This window comes from Streptococcus hongkongensis (assembly GCF_053206145.1).
The window spans coordinates 44,998-59,472 of record NZ_JBRUGD010000011.1; the positions used below are offsets into that span (position 1 = coordinate 44,998).

General features: G+C 37.3%; 11 protein-coding genes. All 11 read left to right on the forward strand.

Features of this window, described 5'->3' with window-relative positions:
- The first annotated feature begins 33 nt into the window (after window positions 1–33).
- Window positions 34–1,260 carry a cysteine desulfurase gene (locus ACVRZD_RS07780; RefSeq protein ID WP_447450409.1) on the forward strand — a complete coding sequence of 409 codons (1,227 nt, stop codon included), beginning with the start codon at window positions 34–36 and terminating at the stop codon, window positions 1,258–1,260.
- Entirely contained in the window at window positions 1,247–1,684 is a 438-nt protein-coding gene (gene sufU, locus ACVRZD_RS07785) for a Fe-S cluster assembly sulfur transfer protein SufU (protein WP_037626814.1), read from the forward strand. Before ACVRZD_RS07780 ends, sufU begins: the two co-directional genes overlap by 14 nt.
- A gap of 29 nt (window positions 1,685–1,713) precedes the next feature.
- A complete protein-coding gene (gene sufB / locus ACVRZD_RS07790; protein WP_447450410.1) occupies window positions 1,714–3,132 on the forward strand; it encodes a Fe-S cluster assembly protein SufB in 1,419 nt (472 codons plus the stop codon).
- A 367-nt stretch (window positions 3,133–3,499) separates the two neighbouring features.
- Complete coding sequence (secY2, locus tag ACVRZD_RS07795; protein ID WP_447450411.1) at window positions 3,500–4,744, forward strand: accessory Sec system protein translocase subunit SecY2; 1,245 nt, start codon at window positions 3,500–3,502, stop codon at window positions 4,742–4,744.
- Window positions 4,745–4,761: 17 nt separating this feature from the next.
- Complete coding sequence (gene asp1 / locus ACVRZD_RS07800; protein WP_037626812.1) at window positions 4,762–6,339, forward strand: accessory Sec system protein Asp1; 1,578 nt, start codon at window positions 4,762–4,764, stop codon at window positions 6,337–6,339.
- On the forward strand, window positions 6,320–7,855 hold the full coding sequence (asp2, locus tag ACVRZD_RS07805; protein ID WP_037626809.1) for an accessory Sec system protein Asp2: 1,536 nt from the start codon (window positions 6,320–6,322) through the stop codon (window positions 7,853–7,855). The genes asp1 and asp2 overlap by 20 nt, the downstream gene beginning before the upstream one ends.
- A complete protein-coding gene (gene asp3, locus ACVRZD_RS07810) occupies window positions 7,852–8,838 on the forward strand; it encodes an accessory Sec system protein Asp3 (RefSeq protein WP_052128154.1) in 987 nt (328 codons plus the stop codon). Before asp2 ends, asp3 begins: the two co-directional genes overlap by 4 nt.
- Before the next feature lie 15 nt (window positions 8,839–8,853).
- The gene (gene secA2 / locus ACVRZD_RS07815) at window positions 8,854–11,238 is read left to right on the forward strand and encodes an accessory Sec system translocase SecA2 (RefSeq protein WP_447450412.1); all 2,385 of its coding nucleotides are present in this window, start codon (window positions 8,854–8,856) and stop codon (window positions 11,236–11,238) included.
- A 27-nt stretch (window positions 11,239–11,265) separates the two neighbouring features.
- Complete coding sequence (gtfA, locus tag ACVRZD_RS07820; protein ID WP_037626807.1) at window positions 11,266–12,774, forward strand: accessory Sec system glycosyltransferase GtfA; 1,509 nt, start codon at window positions 11,266–11,268, stop codon at window positions 12,772–12,774.
- Window positions 12,767–14,095: an accessory Sec system glycosylation chaperone GtfB gene (gtfB, locus tag ACVRZD_RS07825; RefSeq protein WP_037626805.1), complete on the forward strand. Its 1,329-nt coding sequence runs from the start codon at window positions 12,767–12,769 to the stop codon at window positions 14,093–14,095. The genes gtfA and gtfB overlap by 8 nt, the downstream gene beginning before the upstream one ends.
- The gene (locus tag ACVRZD_RS07830; protein WP_037626803.1) at window positions 14,085–14,273 is read left to right on the forward strand and encodes a hypothetical protein; all 189 of its coding nucleotides are present in this window, start codon (window positions 14,085–14,087) and stop codon (window positions 14,271–14,273) included. Before gtfB ends, ACVRZD_RS07830 begins: the two co-directional genes overlap by 11 nt.
- Window positions 14,274–14,475 lie beyond the last annotated feature (202 nt).

The window sequence follows — 14,475 nt, forward strand, 5'->3', positions numbered from 1 at the left end:
ACTAAATAATAGTGTCAGAGAAAAGGAGTATCAATGTTAGACCCAATTCAAGTAAAAAAAGAATTTCCTATCTTAAATCAGGTCGTCAACGATGAAGCCCTTGTTTATCTGGACAGTGCTGCAACCAGTCAAAAACCAATACAGGTATTGGAAAAAGTGCAAGCTTATTATTTAGAAGACAATGCCAATGTTCATCGGGGTGTTCATACCTTGGCTGAGCGTGCAACGCGGTCATATGAAGCTAGTCGCGAAAAAGTTACTCGTTTCATCAATGCCAAGTCGACCAAAGAAGTTCTTTTTACAAGAGGGACAACAACTAGTCTAAACTGGGTTGCACAGTTTGCTAAATCAACTCTACAAGCCGGTGACCAAGTTTTGATTTCTGTCATGGAGCATCATTCAAATATCATTCCATGGCAACAAGCCTGTCAGGCAACAGGTGCAGAATTGGTTTATGTCTACTTAAGAGATGGTCAATTGGATATGGATGACCTTAAAAGCAAGTTGACTGAGAAGACTAAATTTGTGTCTTTGGCACATGCTTCAAATGTACTTGGAACAGTTAATCCTATAAAAGAGATTACTCAATTGGCCCATGCAGTTGGGGCTTACATGGTGGTGGACGGGGCTCAATCAGTGCCTCATATGGCAATTGATGTTCAAGAACTTGATTGTGATTTCTTAGCCTTTTCTGGCCATAAAATGCTTGGCCCAACAGGGATTGGTGTGCTTTATGGAAAAGAAGCTCTCTTAAATCAAATGGATCCCATTGAGTTTGGGGGAGAGATGATTGATTTTGTCTCAGAGCAAGAAGCTTCCTGGAAAGACTTACCTTGGAAATTTGAAGCCGGCACACCAAATATAGCTGATGCTATTGGGCTTGGCGCTGCTGTTGATTATCTCGACACAATTGGTATGGATGCAATAGCTAAGCATGAAGCAGAGCTTGTTGCATATGTTATGCCAAAACTTGCTGCCATTGACGGTTTAACCATCTATGGACCAGCTAATCCAGCAGAACACACAGGCGTGATTGCTTTTAATATAGATGGCTTACACCCACATGATGTTGCAACCGCCTTAGACTATGAAGGTGTAGCAGTTAGAGCTGGTCATCATTGTGCGCAACCATTGTTAAGCTACTTACGCGTTTCATCAACGATTAGAGCAAGTTTTTATATCTATAATACAAAAGAAGATTGTGACAAGTTAGTTGAAGCAATCATAAAAACAAAGGAGTTCTTTAATGGCACTCTCTAAGCTAAATAGTTTATATATGGCAGTCGTTGCCGATCACTCAAAAAATCCTCATCACCGAGGAACATTGGAAGGTGTAGAAGCAGTCTTGCTAAACAATCCAACCTGTGGTGATGTGATTAGTTTAACTGTCGATTTTGATGGTGAAGTGATTAAGGACATTGCCTTCGCGGGGGATGGCTGTACCATTTCAACTGCGTCATCAAGTATGATGACAGATGCTGTAATTGGTAAAACTAAGGACCAGGCCTTGGAGTTAGCTCAGCTATTCTCCCAAATGGTCCAAGGACAAGAAGATCCTAAGCAAGCATTGCTAGGAGAAGCTGAGTTGTTAGCAGGTGTCTCTAAATTCCCGCAACGCATCAAGTGCTCAACCTTGGCTTGGCATGCACTTGAAAAAGCAATCGAGCGTAGTCGCCAAAACTAAAAGCCACAATTAGAAAAAGGAAAATATATATGTCTGAAATCAATGAAAAAGTAGAACCCCAAGCAATTGATTTGGGAGACTATCAATTTGGCTTTCACGATGATGTCGAACCGATTTATTCTACCGGAAAAGGATTGAATGAGGCCGTTGTCAGAGAATTATCAAAAGCTAAAGATGAACCAGAATGGATGCTAGATTTTCGTCTTAAATCGTTAGAGACCTTTAATAAAATGCCCATGCAAACATGGGGAGCTGATTTATCTGACATTAATTTTGATGATATCATTTATTATCAAAAAGCGTCAGACAGACCTGCTCGTTCATGGGATGATGTTCCAGAAAAAATCAAGGATACCTTTGAAAAAATTGGAATTCCACAGGCTGAACGTGCCTACTTAGCGGGAGCATCAGCTCAATATGAATCAGAAGTGGTTTACCATAACATGAAGGAAGAGTATGATAAACTTGGCATTGTCTTTACAGATACAGATACAGCCTTAAAAGAATACCCGGACCTGTTCAAACAATACTTTGCAAAATTAGTACCTCCAACTGATAATAAATTAGCAGCCTTAAACTCAGCTGTTTGGTCAGGTGGGACCTTTATCTATGTACCAAAAGGTGTTAAGGTGGATATTCCACTTCAAACTTACTTCCGAATTAACAATGAAAACACTGGTCAGTTTGAACGGACTTTAATTATTGTTGATGAAGGAGCAAGTGTGCATTATGTTGAAGGCTGTACAGCACCAACTTATTCAAGCAATAGCTTGCATGCTGCAATTGTTGAAATATTTGCTCTAGATGGTGCTTATATGCGTTACACAACTATTCAAAACTGGTCTGATAATGTTTATAACTTAGTCACAAAACGGGCCAAGGCTCAAAAAGATGCAACAGTCGAGTGGATTGATGGGAACTTAGGTGCAAAAACGACTATGAAATACCCATCAGTTTACCTGGATGGACCAGGAGCGCGTGGCACCATGTTATCAATAGCCTTTGCTAACGCAGGCCAACACCAAGATACCGGTGCCAAAATGATTCATAATGCACCACATACCTCGTCTTCAATTGTTTCTAAGTCAATCGCCAAAGGCGGTGGTAAAGTTGATTACAGAGGTCAAGTTACTTTTAATAAGAATTCCAAGAAATCGGTGTCCCATATTGAATGTGATACGATACTAATGGATGATATATCAAAATCAGATACTATCCCATTTAATGAAATTCATAATTCACAAGTCGCCCTAGAACACGAAGCTAAAGTCTCGAAAATCTCAGAAGAACAACTCTACTACCTGATGAGCCGAGGCTTGTCAGAAAGCGAAGCCACAGAAATGATTGTCATGGGCTTTGTCGAACCATTCACCAAAGAATTACCAATGGAATACGCAGTGGAGCTGAATAGATTGATCTCGTATGAAATGGAGGGTTCCGTAGGCTAGAAAAGGGAGCAAATTAACAGCAAATAAGCTGTTGATTGCCCCTTTTCGCCTACGGAATCGGTGGATAAGGGAAAAACAGTTTCCCTCAATCGTAAGGTTAGAAAATTGAGTAATGGAGTAGTCAAAAAGTTACTCCATACAGTTTCATCGGAATAAGGAAAACAGAAGAGAACGAAGCTATGCTCTTCTGTTTTCTTATTTTCGAGTAGATGATTTGTACTGGGTTTGGTCAATGAACACATAAAGTTACTATGAAGGCGTCTTCATCTGGTGTTTTGATTAAAAAGTCAAACGCAAAAAAGCTCTTTGTGGTACAATAGAGACGTATATGAAAAAAGTTCAATTAATGTAGAATTGGGGTAATTGAATGACAGCCAAAAGGCAAATTGTAAAATCGGCTTTGCCAAAAAAAGTCGCTTTTACAGCTATTATTAGTTTTATCTACCTATTAGGTAGACATATCCCACTACCACTTGTCAATTTGGGAGAATTTGGCGTTGGTGGACATGGGAGACAGCTCATCGATGTAGCCAGCTTGATAACTGGTGGTGATTTTTCGCAATTATCACTTTTTAGTCTAGGATTGGGACCATGGATGTCCACCATGATTATTTGGGGATTTTTAAGTACTAGTAAAAAATTAAATATTAAGAAAATGTCTACGAGGGTTTCAGACCGTTGGAAAAAAATACTAATGCTAGCAATTAGTATTGTCCAAGCATTAGGGATTTTAAGTTTCATGACCTTTCAAGATAAGGTCCTTCCATTTAGTAGAACAACATTTGTCATGTTAGTCACCCTTGTGATTATTTCTGGCTGTTATGTGATCATGTGGATCGCTAATTTAAATATCAAATATGGGATTGGCAGTTCCAGTATGTTAATTTTAGTTGGTTTGTTATCGAGCTTACCAGCTAGATTGACTCAGTCAATACATGCAGATCTTTTCTTTATGAATCATTTGTTAGGTTATGGAACAATTTTTGTATTTTGTTTTATTTCACTGGTGGTGACTGTTTTCTTGGAAAGAGCAGAATATCGTATTCCATTGGAGCGAGTTATGATTCATAATGATTTTGCTCATAAATCTTACATTCCTATCAAGCTAAATGTTGCAGGAGGGATGTCTATTATGTATGGAATGACTTTGCTAGTTCTTCCACAGTATTTATTTTCAGGATTAACGATGATTTTTCCGAAAAACGATTTATTGCGTTTTTTAATCATCAATTTTCAAATTGGAAGACCATTTGGATTAGGTATCTATTTAGTAATCCTATTTCTGTTAACTGTCGGCTTTGCCTTGGTCAATATTAAACCGGATCAGCTGACCGAAAACTTACAGGAAATGGGTGACTATATTCATGGCATTCGTCCTGGACAAGACACGTTTCGATTTTTAAATGAAAAGGTCAAGCAAATTGGTATTTTAGGTGGGTTATATACAGTGGTAGTGATTGGTATTCCACTGGTTATTGGTTACATTTTTAAATTAAATCAAACCATTTCAAGTTTACCGGGGATGACATTAATTATTGCAACTTTGCTATTTTCGATTTTTGATCAAATCAATATGCTCAAATTAAACAAACAGTACGAAGATATTTTATAAATGAGAGAGTATAAATTATGTACCATTTTATTCCAGCCTGGTACCCGACAGATCGCGTTTGGTACGATGATACAAAGGAATGGGGCTTTGTAAATCATAGGCTACAATTTGACGATACCGTCAACCAAGTTAAAGTGTTTTTTGATAATCAACAAGATGTTAATGTGTTAGTTTTAAATTACTCACCAAATCTCAGGTCCTTTTTGCATCAAAAAGGGCTATTTGAAGTACCTTCATGGTCTTTATTTGATGTACTTCAAAATACGCAAGGTGCCCAGCAAGTTATGCTAAATTGGCGTGAATTCAAGTGGCCAGATAATGCTGAATTCATTTACTCACCTTTCACAGTGACCGTTATTATCAAAGGTACTGTCCATGCACGGATTCATTTTGCGGATGGGGGCTATCTTTACAAAATAGTCTTTTTCGAAGATGATGCACTAACGCAAAAATGCAATTATATTTTTGATGATCGTGGTTTTTTATCCTCTATTCTTTATTTTAAAAATGGCCAAGCAGACCATCAAGACTACTTAGATAAAAGAGGACAATGGCGTTTTAGAGAATTTCAAGATGGCAGAGCAGACAGAATTATCGTCAATCAGCAAACTGTTGATTTACTGAGCAAACCTACTTATAGTGATTGGCGTGACGTCATTGAAGAGGTTCTTGCAGAAAAATTAAGTCAATTGCCTGCTGAGGATTATTTGGTTTTAGCTGCTCATTCACAACATAATGACTTATTTGCGGAAACGTCTCAAAAAGTTATTTATTCTTTCTTCCAAGATCGTTTTCCCTTAGAAGGAGATGTTGCTGGCTTTAAAGACATTGTCACAGATGCTGATTTACTAATCTCGGATAATCATAAAAATACGAAACTCTTGGAGCAATTAATGCAGAAGCAATCACAACAAAAGCCAATTATTCAGGTGTCACCATTTGATACCCGTTTTGAGCTGGGGCTTAGTGTGCGGCGCAAAGAATTAGATATTTATTTCTTTGCAGATGGGCTATCAGATAGTGAGTTGCAAACGAGTTTGAAGACAATCTTTAAAATGATGCAGGCTAATGAATGGATTAGTCTCATTTTAGGGACTTATGAAAATAATCCCGTGCGAACGCAAGTGCTTAACCAGCTTCTTGACGATCTTATTGAGCACTATATTCCTGAAGTAGATGTAGATCCTGAGGAACAATTGCCGACTAAAGAAGAAAAAAAAGTCCAACCTAGAGCTAGATTAGAGATCATTAAGGATGAAAATGATTTAATTTATTTGTTGACAACCACCCGTTTGCTGATTGATTTGAATCGAGAACCTGATTTATACCATCAGATTGCAGCAATTAGTTCAGGCCTTCCACAAATCAACAGTTCTGTTTCTGATTATGTGATTCATAAGGAGAACGGCTATATTGTCACAGGTAGTGATGAACTAGAAAAAGCCATCAATTATTTCTTCACAGGGCTTAAAAATTGGAATAAATCCTTGGTGTATTCGATTGAACGAATTGCAGAATTTACTGGTCCAGCTTTGATTGAAAAGTGGACGAAGGCATTAGAAGGGCAAGGTAATTATGGCCAAAAAGAAAATTAAAGTTCTCCAAATTGGTCAAAATAACTGGAGTGATAGTTGCCAGATACCTGATAATATGGTCTGGAACCACGCTGATTTTAATCATTATCAAGAGCATTTCTTTAATAAAAAAGGAAAACCAGTTAAACCGTTTGGATTGCTCATTTTTACGGATCATCACTTCCCAAAAGAAGATATGATGGATTTATTACCTTTTGCAACCTCATATTCCGTTTTTTATGATGAAAAACTAGCAGAAAAAAGTAAAGAGAACCCTCTCTTTAGGTACCGAAAAGCTGAAGCCTTGAATATGGATCAGCCTCAGGAAGTGATCAACCACTTAGCGCTAAGTCATTTTCCTGGACAAGCTGGGGCAAGTGAGAACATGTCTCACGTTGATGTCTTCGAATCATTTTCGGGGGACGTGTCATATGAAGGCAATTCATATATCACCCTTCAAGGTCAGTTTGGAGATGATTTCACATCACTTTTGACATGGCGTTATAACATTGTTCATGAAAAAAACCAGCCTTTAGAAATGTGGTTTGAGTTTATTAAAGATGCGAGTATTGAACTACAATTAAAAGTTTATAGTTTAGTGGGTGGTTCTTCTGAGATCAGTCGTGTTCGTTCTTTTTCAGGACAAGATTTGGAAAAACAACTCATCATTGACGATGGCGATAGTACAACTTATTTGTCAGTTGTTCTGTTGGCTAAGGGACAAGGGCAATTAAAAATTGGCGCTCTTCATCAGCGATGGACTAGACTTGGTGCAGGTGCATTTATTGCTGGCGGACAACGATTAGTGGATGATAAGCGGCAGGAATTGATTGCTTATTTTAGTCCTGGTGACATGAAACCACCTTTGAATGTTTATTTTTCTGGTTACCGATCAGCCGAAGGGTTTGAAGGGTATTGGATGATGGCAAATATGAATGCACCATTTATTTTAATTGGTGATCCTCGGATTGAGGGTGGGTCCTTTTATATGGGCTCGGACCAATTAGAAAATCAAGTCACTGAGTTTATTAAAGATAAGTTGACGGAATTGCAGTTTACTAAAGAGCAGTTGATTTTATCTGGCTTATCAATGGGAACATTTGGTGCTTCCTACTATGCTAGTAAATTACAACCTCACGCAGTAATCATTGGTAAGCCCTTGTTTTCTTTAGGGAATATTGCTTTAAATGGTTACCGTGTTCGACCTGATGAATTTGGGACAGCATTTGATATGGTAAAATTATTAACTGGCGGCTTGGACCAAAAGCATATTGACATGATTAATAACAAGTTTTGGGATTCTTTTGATCAAGCTGACCTAAGTGGTACCTTATTTGCTATTGCTTATATGAAAAATGATGACTATGATTCAACAGCCTACTATGATCTTCTTGACCATATCAAAGGAAAACCAGTTAAGGTTATTTCAAAAGGAGTTGAAGGGCGACATAATGATAACAGTGGCTCAATCAACCAATGGTTCCTCAACCAGTACGCTCGCATAATGAGTTTAGATTTTGGAAGGAGACCAAGATGATACCTTTAGCTATTCAAGGGCATATTATACCTTGGGGACAATTGCAAAGCGGTAGTTATTTATATGGGGTTGATATTAGGCGTTTGGCAGGCAATCGCATTTCCTATAAACAAGACTACCTACCTGTTGGGACAATTATTCATTCATGGCATTCAATGACAAACTATCAAGGCGATCGTGATATTCCTCAGTTACCACGTTTAAGACGAAATCAAGAGTACACTTTATGCCTGCTGTTAGAATCCAAAGGGACAAATGCTCCTTACGTAAGGCTTAGTTTTTATAACCGTCGCAAAGAGTTGTTGAATCAACAAATTATAAAAGGAATTAGTGGGAAATTTACTTATCCAGCTAGGGCATATTCTTATAAAATTGAATTAATTAATGTGTCATGTACAGCATTCATTTTTAATAATTTACTGATTCTTGAAGATAACCAGTCAATGGCAAATGAGTTGCCTTACTACAGTCAATTGATTGAAGAAGAAACGACTAGTGATGAATTAGCCATTCTATTCCTAGAAAGTGATCGTGGCGTGGGACTAACACTTTCAGAAAAATTCTTATCAACCTATAAGTCGGTACTCGTTTTTGCCAATTTATCGATTGATCCAGCAGCCTATATGACGGATGACTTTATTAGCTATCAAAAAACGAAACTAGAGTCTATTCTTGAAACCCATCCCAGTCAATCAATCAACTGGATAGGATATGGGAAGCGATCAAATCAAGCTGCTTGTTTTTTCCATGATTACTATCAAAAAGGTCAGCTTTTCATTAACAGACAAGTAGACTTCGATTCCTTAAGAGAAGATAGTCAGCGACAAGACCTGTCAGAGTTACAAGCCTTTCTAAACAAGTCTAAAAAATATGCTGAGATTGTTCCTTATCAAAAGGCCAGTGATTCTGATTTACCAGATTTCTTTTCCCAACTAATAGATCAGTCATTTACCTTAGAAAAGTTGGTTGAGCATGAAAAATAAAAGGAGCTACCATAAGTGAGCTTAACTGAAAAATTATCAATTAATCAAATCCGATTACGTTCTATTCAGCAGGATTTGAAAAAAGTCAATGCCTTGGCAGATACCATGGCTAAATTGACTGATAAAGCTTTAAAAGAAAAAACACAAGAATTTAAAGACCGCCTTCGCAATGGCGAAACAGTTAATAGTCTCTTACCAGAAGCATTTGCGGTAGTGAGAGAAGCAGATAGAAGAGTCTTAGGGATGTTTCCTTATGATGTCCAAGTCATGGGTGGTATTGCTTTACATTATGGCAATATTGCAGAGATGAAGACTGGTGAAGGTAAGACACTTACGGCAACAATGCCTACCTATCTTAATGCCCTTTCAGGTAAGGGGGCAATGGTTATAACGACAAATGCTTATTTGTCACGTCGTGATGGACTTGAAATGGGTGAAGTCTACTCATGGTTGGGGTTAAGTGTTGCAATCGGTGTACCGGAAAACCCTTTGAAAAAATTGACGGTTCAAGAAAAACGAGATATTTATTACAGTGACATTATTTATACCACTCACTATACATTAGGATTTGATTATTTAATGCAAAACTTGGCTGATGCAGCTGATAAGCAATTTTTGAGAGACTTTCATTATGCTATAGTGGATGAAGTGGATTCTGTTTTGCTTGATAGTGCTCAAACGCCCTTGATTATTTCTGGGGCACCTAGAGTACAGTCTAATTACTACACGATTGCCAATACATTTATTACCACTCTAGAAGAAGGTGATGATTATCAATTTGATGATGATAAAAGTAATGTCTGGTTAACTAATAAAGGAATCAATGAGGCTGAACGTTTCTTTGGGATTGCTAGTCTTTTTGACAGTAAACATACAGAGATTGTGCGACACTTAGTCCTTGCCTTAAAGGCACATTGTCTATATAAAAAAGAAGAAGAGTATGTGATTGAAGATGATGAGGTCATTTTGCTAGATGCCATTAGTGGGCGCGTGTTAGAAGGAACGAAGCTTCAGGCTGGTCAACATCAGGCGATTGAGGCTAAAGAGGAGGTTAAAAGGACTCCAGAAACCAGAGCGATGGCCTCTATTACGTATCAAAATTTATTTAAGTTATTTGAGAAATTGAGTGGTATGACAGGTACAGGAAAGGTTGCAGATGATGAATTTATTGCGACCTATAATATGCCAGTAATTACGATTCCAACCAATCGTCCTGTTCAACGGATTGATTACCCAGATAAGATTTATACTAGTTTACCTGAAAAAATTGTGGCCTCAATGGACTACATAAAGAAAATCCATGACACCAAGCAACCAATTCTATTGGTAACGGCAACAGTTGAAATGTCAGAAATTTATTCACATCTCCTATTAAAAGAAGGGATTGCACATAGTGTTTTAAATGCCTATAATACAGCTAAGGAAGCTGAAATGATTGCTGAAGCTGGACAACTTGGTAATGTCACTGTCGTAACAGCCATAGCTGGTCGTGGTACAGATATCAAGTTGGGTGAAGGTGTTGAAGCCTTAGGTGGATTGGCTGTTATCGGCACAGAGCGGATGTCTAGTAAACGGATTGATTTACAAATGCGTGGTCGTTCAGGTCGTCAGGGAGATCCTGGAATGAGTCAGTTTTTTGTCTCTTTAGAGGATGCCTTATTGATTAAATGGGGACCAACTTGGTTGATGGATTACCTGAAAAAGCAATTACCTAAAATGGATATGACTAATCCAAAGCAGTTGCAATCAAAACGATATGTGAGAATGCTTGAGAATGCTCAGGAAGCCAGCGATTCTTCTGGGCGTGAGGCCAGACAAAATGCAGTTGAGTTGGATGAAAGCATTCAAGTGCAGCGCGAACTTGTTTATAGTATGCGTAACAAGCTCATTGGTCAAGAAAAACTCGAAGAAGTTAACCTTTTAGAGATTTTGGATCACGTTACATCAGCGTTTTTGAAAAATCATCCGAAATTGGACGAAGAAACCTTGTCACGTTTTATCTATGATAATCTGACCTATCATTTTGACGGCTTTGGAAATCTTGATTTAACTAATCATGCAGCGGTTAAGGATAAATTGAGTCAGATATTCTTAAAAGAGATGAACGATAAAGCGGCTCAATTTATTCAAAAACAAGATTATATTAATTTCCAAAGGATGGCCATCTTGAAAGCCATTGACCAAGCTTGGATTGAACAAGTTGACTATTTACAACAATTCCGTGTCCTTGTAAGTAGTCGCCATTCTGCGCAGCGAAATACAACTTATGAATTTCATAAGGAGGCTTTAGAGTCATATAAATACCTTCGTGAAAACATCAAAGATAGTATCATCAGAAACTTATCTTTAAGTATGCTTGCTTACAATGAAAAAGGTGAATTGGTTGCCTATTTTGCTTAACATTATAGTTCTATTAGGAGAGTAAATATGACACTATATAATATTAATATGGGAATTGGCTGGGCAAGCAGTGGTGTTGAATATGCACAGCTCTACCGTGCCAGACTTCTCAGACAAATTGAGGTTGAAGGTAAATTTATTTTTACTGATTTAATTCTCAATGAAAATGTTCAACATTTGACGAAGGCTATTGGCTTCAAAGATAGTGAAGTTATCTGGATGTACCACTACTTAACAGATGTTAAGTTGGCTCCGACCTCATACACCATTTCTGAACTTGAAGCTAGTATTCCATATGAGATTGACAGACGCGAAAAAGTTGGGAAAATCCTTCGTTTGTTTTATGATCAGGGACAAAAGTTTGTGACTTGTTATTTAACATCAGAGGATCAAGAATTTGTGGATCGCGCTGAATTTGTTTCAGATGGCTATCTTATTCGAAAAGATTATTTTAATTATACAAGGTATTGTGCAGAGTTCTTCTCACCTAAAGATAATAAGGCGCACATGCATTTACGTCGTTTCTTTAATGAAGATGGGTCGACTGCTTTTGATGAAATTATAACTGAAGATGAGAGTATCTTCCGATTTAAAGATCAGATTTTTTATTCTAGACGTGGTTTGTTATCTTACTTTTTACAACAGTTCAATTTTGGTGCTGATGATATCATCATTCTGGATCGTTCCAGTGAGATTGGTCAATCTGTCATGGAAGAAAAAGGACAGGCAAAATTAGGAACAGTTGTGCATGCAGAGCATTATAGTATGAATGCTGTAACCGATCATCATATCTTATGGAATAATTATTATGAGTATGAATTTACTCACACAGAGGATGTTGATTTCTTTATCTGTTCGACACAAGCACAAACAGATACACTGGTCGGCCAATTTAAAAAGTATCAAAATGCAGAGCCTAAAGTTGTCACTATTCCTGTAGGGTCTTTGGATAAATTAAAATATCCAGAATCATCTAGAAAACCATTTTCACTCTTGACCGCATCACGTCTTGCAAGTGAAAAACACATTGACTGGCTAGTTTTAGCTGTTATCGAAGCGAAAAAGGTTCTTCCGGAATTATCCTTTGACATTTATGGAAAAGGTGGTCAAGAAGAAAAATTACAACAATTAATTTCGGAAAATAGTGCTCAAGAGTATATTCATTTGAAAGGGCATGCTGATCTAACAGAAATCTACAAAAACTACGAAGCTTATATTGCAGGGTCAACTAGTGAAGGATTTGGTTTAACACTGATGGAAGCTGTTGGTTCAGGGTTACCAATTATTGGCTTCGATGTTCCGTATGGTAATGTTACATTTGTCGAAAGTGGTCAAAATGGTCTACTGATTCCACGTCAGGAATCAGATCAAGTGGAACAAATTGTAGATGCATTTGCGCAAGCCATTATTAGCATGTATCAGAACTACAACTTACAGGATTGGCAAAACCATTCCTATGCAATCGCCAAGGACTTTTTAAGTTCGAAAGTTGCACAGGATTGGAAAGTATTATTAGAGGAGGAAGGTCATGCTTAATATTTTTGATGTTTATGATCAACAAGCTCAAGATTTGCACTATTCCTTAGTCATGTCTGGCTACAAACATCCAACTCTTGTTCTTAATGAAAATGGGTATTTACCTGATTCAGTAACAACACCCTATGCTTTCTTTACAGGAGACGATCAACTAGTAGATACACCTCCGAGGTATTTTAATCAGGTTGTTGTTCCAAAGTATTGGGAGATAAAATCAAGTAATACTAATGGTGAAATTTTCGATCAACAGGAAAAGAAAGCCAACATTTTCTACGCCGAACCTACTCATCGCCGTTATGTTCGTTCGGTAGAATGGCTAGATCAATCAGAGAAGGTGCGCTTGGTTGAGTTTTATAATAAACATGGTAGACTCTTTGCCCAAGGCGTCTATAATCAGCAACAAGAAGAAATCATGCGTACTTACTATGACCAAGCGGGCTGTGAAACAATTGTAGAAAATTTTGTAACGGGTGACCTTATCTTGAACTATAAAGGGAGCGTTCATATTTTTAAAAGGAAGATGGAATTTGTTCTCTTTTATTTACAAGAGAAGGGCTTTGAGCTAGATGGTATTATATACAATAGTTTAGCCTTGCCATTCCAAATAAGTCATCACTTAGAAAAACCAGGTCAAGATACCCTCTTTTGGCAGGAGTCGTTCCATGGTGAAATACCTGGAAACATGACATTAATTTTGACTAACCAAACTAGTCGTAGTAACCGAGTTATTATTCCAGATCCAAAAGGGTATCAGGATTTTAAAACTTTAAATGGTGGTGAAAGTCCTGCGGTTAAACAACTTGGTTATCTCTATCCATTAAAGAAAAAGTTAACTTTTTCAAATAAAGCTTTGATTTTTACTAATTCAGATCAATTAGAAGAGATTGGTAAACTGACAAGTCGACTCCCCGAGTTCCAGTTTCACATTGCAGCCCTAACTGAAATGTCACCTCGATTAATGACGTTGGGTCAAAAAGATAATGTTTATCTTTACCCAAATGTGACAGAGTCAACGATATCTAAATTATGGAATGCGTCAGATTACTACTTAGATATTAATCAAGGGAATGAAATTCTCTCAGCCAATCGTATGGCGTTTGAACACTGTATGCCAATTCTAGCTTTTACAAATACGAGTCATAGTTCTCAATTTATTATTCCAGCAAATCTTTTTGCCCAAGGCGATTACAATGGTATGATTTTTAGAATGAGGAATCTTGAAAAGCAAGATATTTATAACCAGGCAGTCACAGAACAACTGGCGGCAGCCAATCATACCAGTCTTGAAAAATATCAGGAGGTACTAGGTTATGGCAACTAAAAAGAATTTATCATTTTTAGAAGATGATATTCAGAAACGAGTTGATAAATCTCGGATAAAATTACCAGAAAAAAAGAAGAAAACAGTAGCTAAAAACAGCGTTTATTTTTGGCTAGGTGCAATTATCATCATCAGTGTTTTAGCAGGATTGTTAAATACACTGTATCGATTATTTTAACAAGCAATAGGAACAGTAGTTTATAATGCTACTGTTTTTTATTTAGCCAAAGTCATTTGTGGACTTTATTGGCGAAAGAATAAATATTGTTTGATGATAAAATAAATAAACTGAATATTATGATTGAGTATAATTGGATTAAATTGATTTAATTGCATGCCGGTAATGAATAGATCTAACATTGTATAGAAATTGTGTTAAA